This is a genomic window from Mycobacteriales bacterium, from assembly GCA_040902655.1.
In the GTDB taxonomy this organism is placed as follows: Bacteria; Actinomycetota; Actinomycetes; order Mycobacteriales; family SCTD01; genus SCTD01.
Genome location: JBBDWV010000014.1, coordinates 46,540 through 63,126 on the forward strand (window position 1 = coordinate 46,540; position 16,587 = coordinate 63,126).

The following is a 16,587-nucleotide window of genomic DNA, read 5'->3' on the forward strand; positions in this document are numbered from 1 at the left end:
GCGCCGGGCCGGCGGGTCACAGGTCGACGACGCGGAGCAGGGCGGTGAGCGGCGTGGTGACGAGCAGGAGCAGGGCGGGCAGCCGGAGCGAGCGGCCGCCGGCGAGCAGCACCAGGACGCTGGCGAGGTAGAGCTCGGTGGCGGTCCGGAAGTCGGCGGGTCCGCGCCAGACCGACGAGGACAGCGAGGCCACCAGCAGCAACGTGGCGCACCAGGCCGCCTTCACCCCCAGCGGTGCCGCGGAGGACCGCAGTGCCCACGCCGCCATGAGCACGACCGTGGCCAGGCAGACGAACTGGCCGAGGTTCACCAGGTCGGCCCGGTCGCCGGCTGCGGCGCCGCGGACCCAGCCCGCCGCCGCGGGGAGGAGGTCCTGCCCCGGCAGCACCAGGTTTCGGCCGCGGCTGGCCAGCAGCGGTACCTCCCCGACCACCCGCCAGCAGACCAGCTGCCAGGACAGGAAGGCCAACAGCGGTGCGGCACCGACCGCCAGCAGGCGGAGCACGGCGCGGGGCTGCCGGGCGCCGCTGCCCAGGGCCAGCAACACCTCCGCCGCCAGGAAGGCACCCACGAACAGCAGGCCCGACTCGCGGCTCAACGCCGCCGCGCTGAAGGCCACGGCTGCCCAGGCGAGCCGGCCGCGCTGCCAGAGCAGCACCCCCGACAGCAGGGTGGCCGCCGTCGTGATCTCGGTGAGGTCGCGGCCCAGCGTCACGACGAAGCCGAAGAAGCCCGCCACCAGCAGTCCCCAGACGGGCGCGCGCCCGGCGTCCCGCGCCAGAAGGGCCGCGGTGAGCGCGACGAGTCCCAGCCCAAGCAGGTTCACGACGACCAGCGCGGCGGGGACCCAGCCGGGCTGGCCGAAGGCGACCAGGTAGGCCAGCGCCGGGTAGGTGATGCGCTGCAGGCGCAGCGACGAGTCGAGGGTGACGCCATGGGCCTGCAGCCGCAGGTCGGTCGGGTCGACCGCGAGCCGGTAGAGGAACTGCCCGTCGTAGCCGGGGCCCGGCAGCACCGGCAGTCCGGCCTCCGGAGCCGTGAGCAGGGAGCCGGCCACGACGAAGCGGGCGATCTCGCCGTCGGCAGCCAACCACCAGCGGGCGGCGACGAACACCCCCCACAGAGCGAGCGCGATCAGCGCGACCGCCCAGGGCGACAGCCCTCGCGCCATCCGGGCGGTGCAGGCGCTGGAGACCCGCAGACGCGCGGCGTCGGACACACTCACCTCCACAGGACGGCAGCCTCCACCGAGGAGGGGGGCACTAGTCTGCTGCGTGTGCCCGTGCCCGTCAGCAGCGCCTCGGACGAGGCCCGCGCCGCCCTCGCCAGGGATCGAGCTGCGGCTCAGGGGCGGCTCCGGTGGGAGCTGCTGAGCCAGCTCATCCGCAAGGACCTCAAGGTGAAGTACCAGGGGTCCACGCTCGGCTTCGTCTGGAGCCTGGCCAACCCGCTGCTGCTGCTCGGCATCTACTACGTCATCTTCGCGGTCGTCCTGAACAACGGGGTCCCCGACTACCACGTGTACGTGATGTGCGGCCTGCTCGCCTTCACCGCGTTCAGTCAGGGAGTCGGCGCAGCCTCCGGCAGCGTCGTCAGCAACTCCGGCCTGGTGAAGAAGGTGCGCTTCCCGCTGCTGGTGCTGCCGCTGTCCGGCGTCGGCTTCGCTCTCGTGCAGTTCGTGCTGCAGTTCCCTGTGCTGCTGGTCATCGCGCTCATCAGCGGTGTCAACTTCCTGCACCCCCCGGTGCTGCTGCTCATCCCGGCCGCTGCGCTGCTGGTCGTCTTCGCGACGTCGCTCGGGATCCTCGCCGCGGCGCTCAACGTGCGCTACCGCGACACCAGCCACTTCGTCGAGATCGCCATGCTGGTGTGGTTCTGGCTCAACCCGATCCTCTACCCGGCCGGCCTGGTCAAGACGGCGCTGGAGAGATTCGGTGCGGCAGACCTGTTCTGGCTGTACTTCCTGAACCCGATGGCCACCGTCGTGTCGACCTTCCAGCGGGCGATCTACCAGACGCCGACCTACCTCGACAGGGAAGGCGTGAGCCGGGAGCTGCTCGTCGACGGCGGCTACGCCGTCTACCTGCGCAACCTGGCAATGGGCTTCGTCATCTCCGCGCTGCTGCTGCTGCTCGCCCGTCGCACGTTCAAGCGCCTGCAGGCCGACTTCGCGGAAGACCTGTGAACGAAGCCATCATCGTGGCGCGCGACGTCAGCAAGCGCTTCCTCACCCACTCGAGCAAGGCGACCCAGCTCAAGGAGCGGTTCGTGCGCGGCCGGGGCGGCAGCACCGAGGAGTTCTGGGCGCTTCGCGAGGTCGACGTGCAGGTCGGCGCCGGGGAGACGGTCGGGCTGATCGGCCCGAACGGCGCAGGCAAGTCGACGCTGCTGAAGATCCTGGCCGGCATCCTGCGGCCCACCACCGGCGAGGTGCAGGTCCAGGGGCGCATCGCGTCGCTGCTGGAGCTCGGCGCCGGCTTCAACGGCGAGCTCACCGGTCGCGAGAACGTCTACCTCAACGCCGCTCTGCTCGGCCTGTCGCGCCGTGAGGTCGAGGGTTTGCTCGACTCGATCATCGACTTCTCCGAGCAGGGGCCGCGCATCGACGACCCGGTCAAGCACTACAGCTCCGGTGAGTACGTCAAGCTCGCCTTCTCGATCGCCGTCCACGTCGACCCGGACGTGCTGCTCGTCGACGAGGTGCTCGCGGTGGGCGACGAGGCGTTCGCCCGCAAGTGCCTGGCCAAGATCGAGCAGTTCCAGCAGGCCGGCAAGACGATCCTGTTTGTCACCCACTCGCTGGACCTGGTGACGCAGCTCTGCACCCGCGGCATCGTCGTGGACCACGGCCGGGTGCAGTACGACGGCGACCCGGCGTTCGCCGTCGGCACGCTGCGCAAGATCATGGGCACCGACCGGCCACCGGGTGAGCCGGCCGCTCCGGTCGAGATCGGCGGAGTGGTGGTCCACTCCGCCACGGCCTCCACGACCGCCGGCGGACCGCCGTGCGGCCGCTTCCAGGCAGGCAAGCCATTCCACCTGCGCGTGGTCTGCGAGGTGCTGCAGAGCGACGAGGTGTATCCCGGCGAGGTCGGTGTGGTCGTGATGGGCGCGGGTGACATCCCGGTCTTCTCGCTGCGCACAGCCAAGGGCGAAGGGCTGCCGGCCTCGCCGGGCCGCTACTCCGTCGACTTCCACGTCGCGGCGGTGCCTGCGTTGAACGGCGCGTTCATCGTCGGTGTGCAGGTCGACCACGCGGTCAGCGGGCTGCCGATCACCGCCCGCCGCTTCGACGAGGCCATCTGGGTGGAGACCGGCCGGCTGCCCGGCCTGCTCGACGTCCCGGCCCTGGCCACCGTCACGGCGCTGCACGGGAGCCCCGCATGAGCCGGCTGGAGAGCGACTACTACACCTACATGGGCTACGACCCGGAGCACAGCAAGGCGGGGCTGCGCCACTACCTCCAGTGGTTCTCCGCCGGGCCGGTCCTCGAGCTGGCCTGCGGCCGGGGCGAGTTCCTGGAGCTGTTGCGGGAGGCCGGGGTCGCCGGGGAGGGCATCGACCTCGACGACGGGATGGTCGAGCTCGCCCGCGAGGCCGGCCACACGGTGCAGCTCGCCGACGCCCTCACGGGCCTGCGCAGCCGCCCTGCCGACTCCGTGCAGGGTGTGTTCTCGGCCCACTTCGCCGAGCACCTCGAGCCCGACGACCTCGAGGCGGTGGTGGCCGAGTCGGCGCGCGTGCTGGCGCCCGGTGGTCATTTCGTCGCCGCGACACCCAACGCCGCCTGCCTGTCGGTGATCGGGCACGACTTCTGGCGCGATCCCACCCACATCCGCTTCTACGAGCCGCGACTGCTCGCCTTCTACTGTGCCAAGGCCGGGCTCGACGTCGTGGAGACCGGCGGGAACCCGCAGAACCACGCCGGACCGCCACCGCACGCGCTGGCCCCGCCGACCCGGGTCGATGCCGACCTGCGCCCCGACATCGCGACCGCGATCCAGCGCATCACCGACCCGAAGAGCAAGGGCAAGGCCGACCCCGACTCGCCCTGGCACCTGTTCGGGCACTTCCTGTCGGTGCTCGAGGAGCGGCTGCGTTCCACCCAGGAGGAGCTGGCCGGCGTCCGCCGTTCGTACGCCCACCTGCTGGACGCGCTCTACCCGTCCAACGAGGTCTACGTGGTGGCCCGTGCCGTCTGACCCGCCGGTGGCGACCGTGATCGTCGTGAACTGGAACGGCGAACGCTGGCTGCGCCCGTGCCTGGACGCGCTGCTGCGCCAGCAGAGCAACCTGCCGTTCCTCACCTGGGTGGTGGACAACGCCAGCACCGACGGCTCCGTCGCGCTGCTCGAGCGGGAGTACCCCCACGTACGCGTGCTGCACAATTCCGAGAACCGCGGCTTCGCCGGCGGCAACAACACCGCTCTGCGGCAGGTGACGACGCCGTACGCCGTGCTGCTCAACAACGACGCCACCCCGGAACCCGACTGGCTCGAGCGGCTGCTGGCGCCGTTCGACGAGCCGGGCTCCGAGCGGCTCGCGGCCGTCACCAGCAAGGTGGTCTTCGCGCCGCGCTTCCTGCCGCTGCGGCTGGACGTTCCCGGCTTCGTGCCGGGCGGCGCCGACCCGCGCGAGCTGGGGCTGCGCATCGCCTCGGTGTCGGTCGACGGCGAGGACGTCACCGGCCGGCTGCTGTGGGAGCGGCTCACCTGGGGGTCCGAGGGGGTCGGCGAGGGTCGCTTCTGGTGGACCCGGCCGAGCGGCGAGCTGCTCCTGCCGCTGCCGCACGACACCGGCCCCTGGGAGGTCACGGTCGTCTGGTCCGGGGAGCGGGAGAAGTCGGCGCGGCTGTCCTGGGACGGCGGCTCGGTGCTGCTCCCGGTCGAGGAGCATCCCGGTGAGCAGGCGTTCACCGTGCCGGTGGGCGCCCCCGCGGTCGACGTCGTCAACAACGTGGGCTCGCTGGTGTTCACCGCCGGCTACGGCGCCGACCGCGGCTACCAGGAGGTCGACGCGGGGCAGTACGACACGGCGCAGGAGGTCTTCGCGATCTGCGGGTGCGCCGTCGCCTTCCGCACCGAGGCGGGCCGCAGCGTCGGCTGGTTCGACGACGACTTCTTCCTCTACTACGAGGACACCGACCTGTCCTGGCGGCTCAGGCTGGCAGGCTGGACCCTGCGCTACGAGCCGAAAGCGGTCGTGCGACACGTCCACTCCGCCAGCAGCGTCGAGTGGTCGCCGACCTTCGTCTTCCACACCACCCGCAACCGGCTGCTGATGCTGGTCAAGGACGCGACGCGGGCGCGGGCGCGGGGCGAGTACACCGCCTTTCTCAGGGAGACACTGCAGATGGCCCGACCGGTGATCGGGGCACTGCGGCGCGGCCGGCGCCCGGCGGCGCGGCCCCTGCAGGCGCGGGTGAAGGCCACCGGCTCGCTGCTGCGCCTGACCCCGGGGGCGCTGCGCAAGCGGCGCCAGATCGGCCGGAGCGCCGTCGTCCCGCGTGAACGCCTCGACCGCGAGCTCGTGACGAGCCGGTGAGAGCCGCTGTCTACAACCGCTTCTGGCACAGCCAGGGCGGCGGGGAGCGGCACTGCGGGATGATCGCCTCGGTGCTGTCGCACGACGGCGTCGAGGTCGACCTGATCGGTCACACCGAGGTCGATCGCGACGAGCTGGGCGACCACCTGGGCCTGGACCTGTCCCGCGTACGGCTGCGCATCGTGCCCGACCGCGGCGACCTGGCACTGGCCGCCCTGTCGGAGGACTACGACCTGTGGGTCAACGGCTCGTACATGAGCCGGCTGGCCCCCCGGGCCGCGCGCAACGCCTATCTCTGCTACTTCCCGACGCCGTTCGACGTCGACCTGCCGCCGTGGAAGCGCCGGCTGGCCGCCGCCGCCGGACACCTGGTCTCGGCGCACACCGGCGGCTTCGACTACGGCGAGGGCTGGTACCCGCCCGAGGGTGGACGTCGGCGGCGCTGGCGGTGGACGTCGGCCGACGCGGTGTTGGCCTTCCCTCCCAGTACGGCCGAGCGCACCCTGCGCCTGGAGCTCGGCGGCCCGGCGCTGCCCCGTCCCGTGCCGCTGCGCGTCGAGGACGAGCACGGCACCCTGCTGTTCTCGACCACCGTCGGCCGGCGCTTCACGCTGCACCGCTTTGCCATCCCGCCCTCGGTCAAGGGCTGCGAGGTTCACCTGCGCGCAGACACTTTCGAGCCGGGCGGCACCGACAGCCGCCAGCTCGGTGTGGCAGTGTCCGACCTGCGGCTCGAGGGCGCCGCCTACGGCCCGCGGCAGCGGATCGCCCACGCCCATCCGTGGCTGTTGCGCGCGCCGAAGGACCTGTCGTTCCTGTCCTCCTATGACACCGTGATGGCCAACAGCGAGTTCACCCGGGGCTGGATCTCCCAGCTGTGGCACACCGACGCAGACGTGCTGTTCCCGCCGATCCAGGTGCAGCGGCTGCACCCGCAGCCGGTGCGCGAGAAGGCGGTGGTGACCGTCGGCCGGTTCTTCGCTCCGGGCCTCGGCCATGCCAAGCGGCAGCAGGAGATGGTCTCCTTCTTCGCCGCCGCCCACCGCGCCGGCCGGCTGCCGGGCTGGCGGATGTACGTCGTCGGCGGGATGGAGGACTCGCAGCGCGGCTACGTCGATGCGGTGCGGGCGGCCGGCTCCGGGGCGCCTGTCGAGGTCATCACGAACGCTCCACGCTCCACGGTCGAGCAGCTGCTCTCGACGTCGTCGGTGTTCTGGTCGGCGACCGGCTTCGGCAGTGACGAGAACCAGACACCTTGGGCCAGTGAACACTTCGGGATGACGACGGTCGAGGCCATGGCCGGGGGTTGCGTACCTGTCGTGATCGACATGGCCGGTCAGAAGGAGATCGTGCGGGAGGGCGTGGACGGCTACCGCTGGTCGACCCCTGGCCAGCTCCTCGACCGGACAGCGCAGGTCGCCGGCGACGAGGAGCTGCGGGCCCGACTGGCCGCGTCGGCCACCGAGCGGGCACAGGAGTTCAGCGAGCAGGCGTTCGCCGAGCGTTGGCATGCCATCGCCGCCAAGCACACGCTGCTCGGATGACGCCGGTACGTCGGGTCCGGGCCGTGGTCGTGAACTACAACGGCGGCGAGGAGATCCTCGCCTGCCTGCGGTCGCTGCTCGCCAGCGAGTGGGAGCAGCTCCAGGTCGTCGTCGTGGACAACGGGTCGAGCGACGGCAGTGCGGCGCGGATCGAGCGGGAGCTGCCTGACGTCACGCTGTTCCGCTCGCCGGGCAACCTCGGCTACCCGGCGATCAACCAGGTGGTCGAGGACCTCACCGGTGTGGACGCCGTCCTCGTCCTCAATCCCGACGCCGTTCTCGAGCCGGGCTGCCTGGCCACGCTGGCCGCCGCCCTCGACGAGGACCCGGGACTCGGCGCAGCCTGCCCGCTGATCCTGCTGGACGGCAGCTACCGCGAGGTCCGGGTCGAGCTCGACGGTCTCCCCCGCGCGTCGCTGGACCTGCTCGCCGTCGAGGCCGGCGGGCGGTGGCACCTCACCGGCCCGAAGGTACGCCGGCGCTGGCGCGGCGGGGTGGCGTGGTCGGTTGGTGACGGCAGCGTGTTGCGGACGACGGGCGAGCGGGTGGCCCTTCGCCTGCAGGCGCACCGGCCGGGCCGGGTCCGGCTCGTCTCCGGCGACCGCACCGTCGAGCAGGCCGTGGGGCGCTCCCCGATCCACATCGAGACCGCCGTCGGCGGGGCAGCTTTCGAGGTCGTGCAGAACGCCGGCTCGGTGATCGGCCCGCACGGCACCGGCATCAACCGCGGCTACCACCGACCGCGGGGACCGGAGTTCGACGCGGCCGTCGACGTGCCGGCCTGGTGCGGTGCCGGGGTGCTGCTGCGCGGCGACTACCTGCGCCGGGTCGGGCTGCTCGACCCGCGCTGGTTCCTCTACTACGAGGACACCGACCTGGCCTGGCGCGGGCTGTTGCGCGGCTGGCGCTACCGCTACGTGCCGCAGGCCCGGGTCCGGCACGCCCACTCGACCACCATCGGTCACGGCAGCGCGCGCTACGACGTGCAGCACCATCGCAACCGGCTGCTCACCGTGTCCAAGTGCGCTCCGGGCGCCGAGCTGCTGGCCAGCTGGGGCGACGCGGTCCGGCTGGTCGGCGTGCAGCTGCGCGGTGACGTGCTGGCGCGGCTGCGCGACCGGCGCCGGCCCGAGCCGGTGCTCACGGCGCGGCGCCTGCGCGGCCTGGCCGGCGCCGCCCGGCTGCTGCCCCAGGTGCTTCGGGACCGGAAGGCTGTCCGGGCCCATGCTGTGCCCGACGACGACCTGCCGGTGCTCGGCCGCTGGCGTGACCCTGCTGGAGTGTCCTGATGGCCCGGAACGTCCTGCTGACCGGAGTGTCCTGATGCAGCTCGTTGTCCTCAGCGCGCGCCCCGCGATGCTCGGCGGGACGCTGCACCACGTCGCCGCCCACCTGCCCTGGGTCGAGCGGGCCCTGGTCGTGACGCCCGCCCGGCTGTCCGAGGCCGTCCAGCGCCTGCACTCCGAGCACCTCCCGGTCGAGGTGGTGACCGACGAGGATCTGCTCGGCGGCACCGGACCGACCGACCACGCGCGGCGCAACTACGCGCTGCGCGCGGCGCTGGCCGGCTGTGCTGCGGTCGACGAGGTCTTCCTGTCAGCCGACGACGACAACCGCCCGCTGGTGCACGTGCCGGAGACGACCTACATCCAGGACGGCCGGCACCGGCGCTACACCTTCGGCCACCTCGACGACTGGGACCGGCGGGCCACCTCGCACGACGCCTGCCAGCTCGCCTCCCGTGCGGTGCTGGCGCTGCACGGGATGCCGCGCCGGGCCTACGCCTCGCACATGCCGCAGGTCATCGACAAGGCGCTGCTCGCCGAGGTGGTCGCACTGTTCGCCCCAGCGGCCGCACGTGCCCCGCTCGACGAGTGGGCGACGTACGGCAATGCCGCTCCGGCTCTGCATCCGGAACGCTTCGAGGAGCCCGAGCCCTATCTCACCCTGGGCTGGCCGGACGACACCGCCACCTGGCAGGCCGTGCTCGACCCGGCGGCGCTGACGTTCGAGAACTGCTTCCTGGAGCATTACGCACCGGGCGCGGTCTTCGCCGGCATCGACCCGGACGACACGTCCTACGCCGCGGCCGTCGACAAGGTGGTGCGTTGGCGGACGTACGAGCTGCAGGTGCTGGCGGGCGAGGTCCCGGCGGCGCTGGCCCCGCCGGTGCTGCACAGCCGACTCGGCGCTGCGCTGCGCCGGCTCCGGGCTACGGCCGTCGGTGACCCGGTGCTGCGCGACCGGCGCGACCGAGCCGCCACGGCGACGCTGCTGCGGGCGCTCACGCGTCGCTGAGCGCCCAGGCTGGCGAAGGGGTCGCGGGCCCGCTCAGTCGCAGCCGCCACCGGACGGACGGTCCGGAACGCTCGGGTCCACGACCTCGACGTGCACGTGCGGCCAGTGCGGGGCGACGGTGTGCTCGTCGACCTGGGAGGTGAAGGGCAGCGTCCGCGCACCGGAGCCGACCACCGTCACGCCGGCCTGGACACGGTCGCCTTTACCGACGGCAAGCCCCTGGAAGTGCAGGAGCTTGACCTCCCAGCCCGGTCGCGCGGCGGGCTCGACGACCAGGTACTGGTCCACGTAGTCGCAGTAGAGCGTGTAGGTGCCGGCCCGCAGCACCGTGCCTGTCACGGGAGAGCGCAGCTCGTGGCTCGGGTCGACGACGATGTCCGCCGCACCCGCTGCGTTCGTGTCCCGCTTGCGGGAGTCCATCAGCCCGATCCGGGTGCCTCCCTCCACCGGCTGCTGCGGCTGCGCCCCGTCGTGCCCCGACTGGTGCAGGCCGACGACCTCGACGACGCTGCCGGGGAAGTGCAGCGTGACCGGCCCGACCCTCGCGTACGGACCCCAGCCGGTCCTCGACACCGTGCGGGTCACCGGAGCAGCGCGCCGGGCCGGGACCGGTGTCCGCACCGCGTGCGGCGGGGCCGGCGACGGATCGGCTGCCGGAGCCGCTGAAGGGATGGCCGACGCCACTGCGTCGGCGGGCTCCGCGCTCACGGCCGGGTGTGCCTTGGCCGGATCGGTCGGCGCGAGCGCCTCCGGAGTTCCCGGTCCGATGCTGGCGGCCACCAACACGCCACAGGCGAGGACGGCCGCGTTGATGGTCGCGAGCGGAAAGGCGTGGCGCACGCCCACGACGGTAGGACGTCGAGTACCCGGATGTGCCGTTTCCCCCAAAGCCCTGCCGCCACGCCCCGGCACCTCGCCGATGATCTTCTGCGGACTGGATCGGCAGCAGACTGGCCGGCGTGTCTGCTGCCGATCCAGCCCGCAGATGATCCACGTCGGGAAGCCCGCTGATCCAGCGGTCAGCCTCGCCGACGACCGAGGGGGCAGCCGGCGCCGCCCACAGGCGTGCTGCCGACGCCTACGTGAACTGCTCGGCAGCCGTCAACGCATCGGTCAGGAGCGCGACGAGAGCCTCCAGCTGCACGTCGACCGACGAGGACACCTCGGCGTCCGAGCCGTCCAGCGCCCGCGCCGCGAGGCCCGCCTTGTCGTCGATGAGTTCGGCGATGCGCGCGTCGATGGTCTGCGCGGCGATGATCCGCCAGGCGGTGACGGGCTGGTCCTGACCGATCCGGTGCACGCGGTCGATGGCCTGCGTCTGCTCAGCGTCGGTCCAGGACAGCTCGGCGAGCACGACGTTCGAGGAGACCTGCAGGTTGAGCCCGACGCCGGCCGCCATCAGCGAGCAGACGACGACCGCGACTTCGGGGTCGTTGGTGAAGGAGTCGATGGCCTTCTGGCGGGCCCGCGGCGTCTGGTCACCGCGAATGGAGGAGTAGCCGATGCCCTGCTGCGCGAAGGACTCCTCGGCCGCGTCCATCACCTCCACGTGCTTGGCGAAGAAGACGACCTTCCCCACGTTACGAGCCAGCTGGGCGGTGTAGTCGGCAGCCAGGACCGCCTTCGCCTGACCGATCCGCCGCATCATGGTGAACACGTTCTCGTCGCTGTTCTTCTCGTCGGTGTCCTGTCGCTCCCAGGCGGCGACCCGTCGTACGAGGTCGTGGTCGATCCCGTCGACCACTACGCCCGACGTGCGCGCCTCCAGCGCACTCTGGTAACGCTTGACCAGGCGCCGGGCCAGGACGCGTTCGGCATCCCGGATCGACCGTCCCAGGGCACCTTCGAGTTCGACGGGCAGGTCGGCGATCCGCCGGGCCGGGATGTCGGCCGCGACGTCCACCTTGCGCCGTCGCACGATTCCCTGGTCGATGACGGCCGTCCTCGCAACCGGGTAGAAGTCCGGGTCGGCCGGCGTGAGGCCGTTCTGTTCGAGCGCCGCCATCAGGTCGGCGCCGGGCTCGCTGTCACCGATCCAGCCCAGGAACTGCCAGATGGCCAGGAAGTCCTCGATGTCGTTGATCAGCGGCGTGCCGGTCAGCGCCATCAACAGGGGTCGCACCGTCCGGGCCCGGATCCGCTCGGACAGCTCCAGCACGTGGCGGGAGCGCTGGGAGCGCTTGTTCTTGATGAAATGCGCCTCGTCGACGACCATCCCGCGAAAGCCGAAGGAGCCGAGCCAGCCGACGTGCCGGTCCAGCACCTCGTAGTTGACGACCACGACGTCGGAGAAGGCATCGACGGTGTGCCCGTCACCGTGGACGACGGTGGCGGAGCGGCCGGGTATCCAGAGGCCGGCCTCGCGCGCCCAGTTGGTCTTGACGACATTCGGGACGACGACCAGCAGCGGGTAGGCGCCCGCGGCCTCGGCGGCCAGCAGCGCCTGGGCGGTCTTGCCCAGACCCGGTTCGTCGGCCAGCAGGAAAGTCCGATGTCTCTGGCCGGCAGCGGCGATCACCTGCGCCTGGTGTGGCATCAACTCGCGGCCGCCCGGCGCCTGCAGGGAGGACGGCTCGGGGAGGTCCATGCAGGACGAGGCCCCGCCGGAGGCCTGCTCGAACGAGCGGAGCAGCGGACCGAGCAGCTCCCAGGTGGCCAGCAGGCGTGGGCGGGCAGCGGACGGCGACACGGCGGAGAAGTCCGGGGCGAGGAAGGGGTTGGCCAGCTGCCTCGAGATGACCGACTGGGGGACCACCTGGCGCTCGGCCCGCTGCGGCGAGGGCGAGGTCGAGGTCGAGGTCGACTCGGTCGGGGCCGTCTCGGCGGGTGGCTCGATGCCCGCGGCGAGCCGCATCTCGCGCAGCAGGGAGCTGGTCCCGGGCAGCAACTCGGCGTCGTCGGTGAGCAGCGCGAGCAGCGAACTGTCACGCGCCGCGGTACGGGCGAGGCTGGTGGCGATGCGGTCGATCCGCTTCAGCTGGTCCGCTCGCCGCGCCTCGGGCAGGCCGCCCGACTGGACGCGGCCGCGCTCCTCGCGGACCAGGAGGGCGACAGCCTGGAACGTGGTGCGGGTCGACGGCCGGATCTTGCCGCGTTGGACGGCCAGCTCGACGTCACGCACGGCCGTCGCCAACACCGGCAGGACACCCTCCTGGCGCCCACGGGACTGCCGCGTCTGCCGGCCAGCGGAGCCCGCGCCAGCGGAGCCCGCGCCGCCGGAGCCCGCGCCGCCGGACCCACGTCGGGCTCGTGTGGCCACGTACCTCTCCTCTGACATCCTGACCCGAGGGCCGCCGAACCACGTACCTGCATCCAGCTGCGACAGTGCGTCGCCTCCGAGCCCCAGCCCCGGACGGCCCGCACGGAACCGGCCGATCCCCGGCGTGACCGCCGGGTTCGCCGCCGGTGCCGCCGGATGGCGGACACCGGTCCGCCGGCAGTCACCGGAGCCGTCTGGCCACGGCCCGTCCAGAAGCGCCCCACGAGGAGAGCACCCGGCTCGTCCGGCCGAAGACGACAGCCGACGAGGACCGCGTGTCCGGCGACGGACGTCGGCCACGTAAGCCCCACCATACGGGTAGGGATCGCGGGAAGGTGGCATCGACGCGATCCGGGACGGCTGCGGCAGACGTGCACCAGGTCTCAGAGCCCCTCCAGCAACTCCTCGAGCCGGGCGTCGAAGGCGTCCAGTGAGAAGTCCCTCGCCCGCTGCGCCGCGGCCGAGGCCAGCTCCCGGCGCCACGGCGGCTCCTCGACCAGCTCACGGGTCCGCGCGGCGAGCTGCTCGAGATCGGCGATGTGCAGCCCGTCGATCCCGTCGCGGACGATCTCGAGCAGGCCGCCGGCACCGAGCACGACCGGCACCGCCCCGGCCGACATCGCCTCGACCGTGGAGATGCCGAAGTGCTCGAACCGGTCCGGGTCCCGGGCCGGGTCCTCGCCGAGGCCGGCGACGTGCCAGTAGATCGCGGCGCGGGCATAGAGCGCGTCCAGCTCGGCGCCGGACGCGTCGACGTGCAGCTCGACCGGGTAGCCGGCGGCCTCGGCCTGCACCGCCTGCAGGTAGTCGCGGCCGCCGCCCGAGCAGCCGCCGACCAGGTGCAGCGTCCAGCCGGACAGCCCGGCGTCGACCAGCCGGCGGAAAACCTGGACCAGCTCGAGCTGCTTCTTGCTGTGGCCCCGCCCGCGGGGGAAGAAGCGGCCCACCCCCAGGATCACCTGGTCCTTGTCGCCCGTAGACCGCATCGGCACCGGCGGATGCAGCACCACGGCCGGCCGCTGCCAGAGCCGTTCCACCCAGCCGGCGGTGAACTGCGAGTTGGCGACCAGCGCGTCGTAGCTGTCCAGCCAGCCGGTCGAGCTCCCCGGGGTCAGGCCGCCCCGGGTCAGGCGTGCGGTGGCGCCCCGGCCGAGCGCCACACCGACCACCGGCACACCGAGGGTGCGGGCGTCGTCACCCCCCACCACGTCGGCCGGCACGAAGCCGTCGCAGGACACCACCACCTCGGCCGGTACGCCGGCAGCCGGGCTGGCGACCCGCACGCGGACCGGCCGCCCGCTCCAGCGCTCCAGCGGCGTGCGCGCAGCACCCAGCCGCGTCGTCGCCGCCTGCCCCCCGTCGACCAGCACCCGCACATCGGCCGGGTCCGCGCCGGCCGGTCGGGCGAAGCCGAGCATCAGGGTGAGGTCGACCGGCCGGCCCGGTTCCGTCGTCACCAGCAGGGTGCCCGCACCGTCAGTCCAGGTCGTACGACCCTCGGGCTGGTGGAAGCCGGGCCCCCACTCCACCCGCGGCAGCGGCGACCCCACCGGGGCGGTCCGGGCGCCCATCGAGGTCGGGAAATGCACGACGTACAAGCTCCTGGGCGCCTGGCTCGCCTCGCGGCTGCGGTGGCTGACATTGACGAACAGGTCGCAGTTCCGGCTCGCCGCGGACACCGCCCGCGACGTGTGCGGGACGACCCGCACGGTGCAGCCGGACAGGTCCAGCGCCAGCCGTTCGCCGAGCGCGACGAGATCGAGGCCCTCGTGCGCGATCAGCTCGACCGGTCCCCGTCGCGCGAGCAGCTGCGCGAGCGCCCCGCCGTAGGTCTCGGCGCCGCCCCCGGTGCTCCAGAAGCGGTTGTAGACCGCCGCCCTCACCGGGCGCCCGGCCACGACGTGGACACGGCGGTCAGGCTAGCCGCCGGTGGCCGGGTAGCGTCCCCGCGTCATGAGGGTCGGCCTGGACGCGACGCCACTGCTCGGGGCGCGCACCGGAGTCGGGCGCTACACCCAGCAGCTGCTGGCGGCCCTGGCCGGTGGGCCGGACGAGCTGGTGGCGACGGCCTTCACCCTGCGCGGCCGCGGGTCGCTGGAGGTCCCGCCCGGCGTGCAGATCCGGGCACGCGCCCTGCCCGCCCGCGGGCTGCAGGAGGCCTGGGCCCGTGGCGACCTGCCGCCGGTGGAGTGGCTGGCCGGGCGGCTCGACGTCTTCCACGCCACGAACTTCGTGCTCCCGCCGGCGCGGCGGGCGCGTGGTGTCGTGACGGTGCACGACCTGGCCTTCCTGCGGATGACCGAGACGGTCAGCGCCGCGAGCGCGCGCTACCGGGCGCTGGTGCCGCGGTCGATCCGGCGCGCCAGGGTCGTGGTCACGCCGAGCGAGGCGGTGGCCGAGCAGGTCGGGGAGGCGTACGCACCGGCAGTCCCGGTGGTGGCCGTTCCCCACGGCGTCGGGTCCTGGTGGGCCACCTCCCGGCCGCCGACCGGCGCGCTGCGCGCCCACCTCGGGCTGCCGTCGTCGTACGTGCTGTTCGTCGGGACGCTCGAGCCACGCAAGGACGTGTGGACCCTGCTCGCGGCACACGCCCTGGTGCCGGACGCCCCCCCGCTGGTGCTCGTGGGCCCGCCCGGGTGGGGTGAGCAGGTGGACGTCAGCGGGGTGATCACCCCCGGCTACCTCGATGAGGACGACCTCGGGGCCGTCGTGGCCGGGGCGGCGGCGCTGGTGCTGCCCAGCCGTGACGAGGGCTTCGGGCTGCCGCTGCTGGAGGCGCTCGCGGCCGGCACGCCGGTCGTGGCGAGCGACCTGCCGGCGCTGCGCGAGGTCGGCGGTGACCTGGTGTCGTATGCGCCGGTCGGCGACGCGGAAGGCTTCGCCGAGGCGCTGCGGCAGGTCCTGGACGAGCCCGGGGATGCCTCGGCCCGGCGGGCACACGCCGCGGACTTCACCTGGGCGCGGTCCGCAGCAGCCCACCGCGCCGCCTATACGCTGGCCCTGTCCTGATCGCTCTGCTCTCGAGGTGTTCTCACCGTGCGCTTGGCCGACCAACTCCTCGAGCACGTGCACCTCGCCCAGCGACAGGTCGCCGAGACCCGCTGGCTCAAGAGGAAGGGTGACTGCCGCACCCTGACCTGGCCCGAGGCGGCCGAGGTCAGCAAGATCACCAAGGTGACCAGCAGCTGCAACATCTGTGGCTGGCGCGGGCGCGGCTTCGAGGGGATCGAGCACAGCGAGTCCGCCCTGTGCCCCGTCTGCGGCTCGATCGCGCGGGACCGCTTCCTCTACTGGTGCTGGACCCAGCGCACGTCCTACGACCCGCAGGCCGCCGTGCTGGAGACCTCGCCGCGGCTCGGCGGCATGTACCGGCACCGGATGAGCGAGCGGGTCGACTACACCGCCAGCGACTACGACGAGTCGATGCACCGGGCGGTGCTCCGCCTGGACCTGCAGGCCATCGACCTGCCCGACGCCTCCCTCGACGTCGTGCTCACGCCGCACGTCCTCGAGCACGTGCCGGACACCGGCAAGGCGCTGTCCGAGCTGTTCCGCGTCCTGAAGCCGGGCGGCCACGTCCTGCTGCAGGTGCCGATCCCGCAGGCGGTCACGACGGTGCCGACCGAGCCGGAGTACCACGGCGACCGGACGCTGGTGTTCTTCCGCTTCGGCTGGGACCTCGCCGGCACCATCCGCTCGCACGGCTTCGACTGCCACACCTTGGTGACCCAGGAGCTGCGGGACGCCGCGGCGACCGGCGCCTGCCCCTGGACGCACGAGGGTCCGGACTGCGACGTGGAGGACCTCATGAAGGGCTCGGACGCGTCGACGATGACCGTCGTCGCCGACGCCGGGCAGGCCCGGCTGCACGGCTTCCGCCCGGCGTACCAGTTCGTCACCTTCGACTGCCACAAGCCGCGGTAGCCCCTCGGCCGGCACTAG

At 72.7% G+C, this 16,587-nt stretch carries 13 protein-coding genes; 9 read left to right on the top strand and 4 right to left on the bottom strand.

Going from position 1 to position 16,587, the window contains the following annotated elements; all coding sequences use genetic code 11:
* Positions 1-16: 16 nt before the first annotated feature.
* Positions 17-1,219, bottom strand: coding sequence for a hypothetical protein (locus WD794_03220; protein MEX2289319.1), 1,203 nt, complete (start codon positions 1,217-1,219; stop codon positions 17-19).
* A gap of 57 nt (positions 1,220-1,276) precedes the next feature.
* On the opposite strand from WD794_03220, the gene WD794_03225 reads away from it, so the two are divergent.
* Genes WD794_03225 through WD794_03255 form a run of 7 tightly spaced genes read left to right on the top strand, consistent with a single transcriptional unit; the run spans position 1,277 to position 9,386 of the window.
* Entirely contained in the window at positions 1,277-2,185 is a 909-nt protein-coding gene (locus WD794_03225) for an ABC transporter permease (protein MEX2289320.1), read from the top strand.
* Complete coding sequence (locus WD794_03230) at positions 2,182-3,387, top strand: ABC transporter ATP-binding protein (protein ID MEX2289321.1); 1,206 nt, start codon at positions 2,182-2,184, stop codon at positions 3,385-3,387. Before WD794_03225 ends, WD794_03230 begins: the two co-directional genes overlap by 4 nt.
* Positions 3,384-4,202 carry a class I SAM-dependent methyltransferase gene (locus WD794_03235; protein ID MEX2289322.1) on the top strand — a complete coding sequence of 273 codons (819 nt, stop codon included), beginning with the start codon at positions 3,384-3,386 and terminating at the stop codon, positions 4,200-4,202. Before WD794_03230 ends, WD794_03235 begins: the two co-directional genes overlap by 4 nt.
* Positions 4,192-5,544: a glycosyltransferase family 2 protein gene (locus WD794_03240; protein MEX2289323.1), complete on the top strand. Its 1,353-nt coding sequence runs from the start codon at positions 4,192-4,194 to the stop codon at positions 5,542-5,544. Before WD794_03235 ends, WD794_03240 begins: the two co-directional genes overlap by 11 nt.
* Positions 5,541-7,088, top strand: a complete 1,548-nt coding sequence (locus WD794_03245) for a glycosyltransferase (GenBank protein ID MEX2289324.1) — start codon at positions 5,541-5,543, stop codon at positions 7,086-7,088. Before WD794_03240 ends, WD794_03245 begins: the two co-directional genes overlap by 4 nt.
* Positions 7,085-8,377 carry a glycosyltransferase family 2 protein gene (locus WD794_03250; GenBank protein MEX2289325.1) on the top strand — a complete coding sequence of 431 codons (1,293 nt, stop codon included), beginning with the start codon at positions 7,085-7,087 and terminating at the stop codon, positions 8,375-8,377. The genes WD794_03245 and WD794_03250 overlap by 4 nt, the downstream gene beginning before the upstream one ends.
* Before the next feature lie 34 nt (positions 8,378-8,411).
* Positions 8,412-9,386 carry a hypothetical protein gene (locus tag WD794_03255; GenBank protein MEX2289326.1) on the top strand — a complete coding sequence of 325 codons (975 nt, stop codon included), beginning with the start codon at positions 8,412-8,414 and terminating at the stop codon, positions 9,384-9,386.
* Positions 9,387-9,419: 33 nt separating this feature from the next.
* Here the strand turns inward: WD794_03255 and WD794_03260 are convergent, their stop codons facing one another.
* The 3 genes from WD794_03260 to WD794_03270 all read right to left on the bottom strand — a co-directional run bounded on the left by WD794_03260 (position 9,420) and on the right by WD794_03270 (position 14,543).
* A complete protein-coding gene (locus tag WD794_03260) occupies positions 9,420-10,226 on the bottom strand; it encodes a hypothetical protein (protein MEX2289327.1) in 807 nt (268 codons plus the stop codon).
* A 238-nt stretch (positions 10,227-10,464) separates the two neighbouring features.
* On the bottom strand, positions 10,465-12,522 hold the full coding sequence (locus tag WD794_03265) for a DEAD/DEAH box helicase (GenBank protein MEX2289328.1): 2,058 nt from the start codon (positions 12,520-12,522) through the stop codon (positions 10,465-10,467).
* A 506-nt stretch (positions 12,523-13,028) separates the two neighbouring features.
* Positions 13,029-14,543, bottom strand: a complete 1,515-nt coding sequence (locus WD794_03270; GenBank protein ID MEX2289329.1) for a glycosyltransferase family 4 protein — start codon at positions 14,541-14,543, stop codon at positions 13,029-13,031.
* A 55-nt stretch (positions 14,544-14,598) separates the two neighbouring features.
* Here WD794_03270 and WD794_03275 point away from each other — a divergent pair, with 55 nt between their 5' ends.
* Positions 14,599-15,654, top strand: coding sequence for a glycosyltransferase family 1 protein (locus WD794_03275; GenBank protein MEX2289330.1), 1,056 nt, complete (start codon positions 14,599-14,601; stop codon positions 15,652-15,654).
* Positions 15,655-15,681: 27 nt separating this feature from the next.
* Positions 15,682-16,569, top strand: coding sequence for a class I SAM-dependent methyltransferase (locus WD794_03280; protein ID MEX2289331.1), 888 nt, complete (start codon positions 15,682-15,684; stop codon positions 16,567-16,569).
* The last annotated feature ends 18 nt before the right edge of the window (positions 16,570-16,587 follow it).

Bases quoted from the DNA above. Each gene is read 5' to 3' on its own strand.
- WD794_03255 (MEX2289326.1), top strand. From the start codon at position 8,412: ATGCAGCTCGTTGTCCTCAGCGCGCGCCCCGCGATGCTCGGCGGGACG.
- WD794_03275 (MEX2289330.1), top strand. From the start codon at position 14,599: ATGAGGGTCGGCCTGGACGCGACGCCACTGCTCGGGGCGCGCACCGGA.
- WD794_03250 (MEX2289325.1), top strand. From the start codon at position 7,085: ATGACGCCGGTACGTCGGGTCCGGGCCGTGGTCGTGAACTACAACGGC.
- WD794_03235 (MEX2289322.1), top strand. From the start codon at position 3,384: ATGAGCCGGCTGGAGAGCGACTACTACACCTACATGGGCTACGACCCG.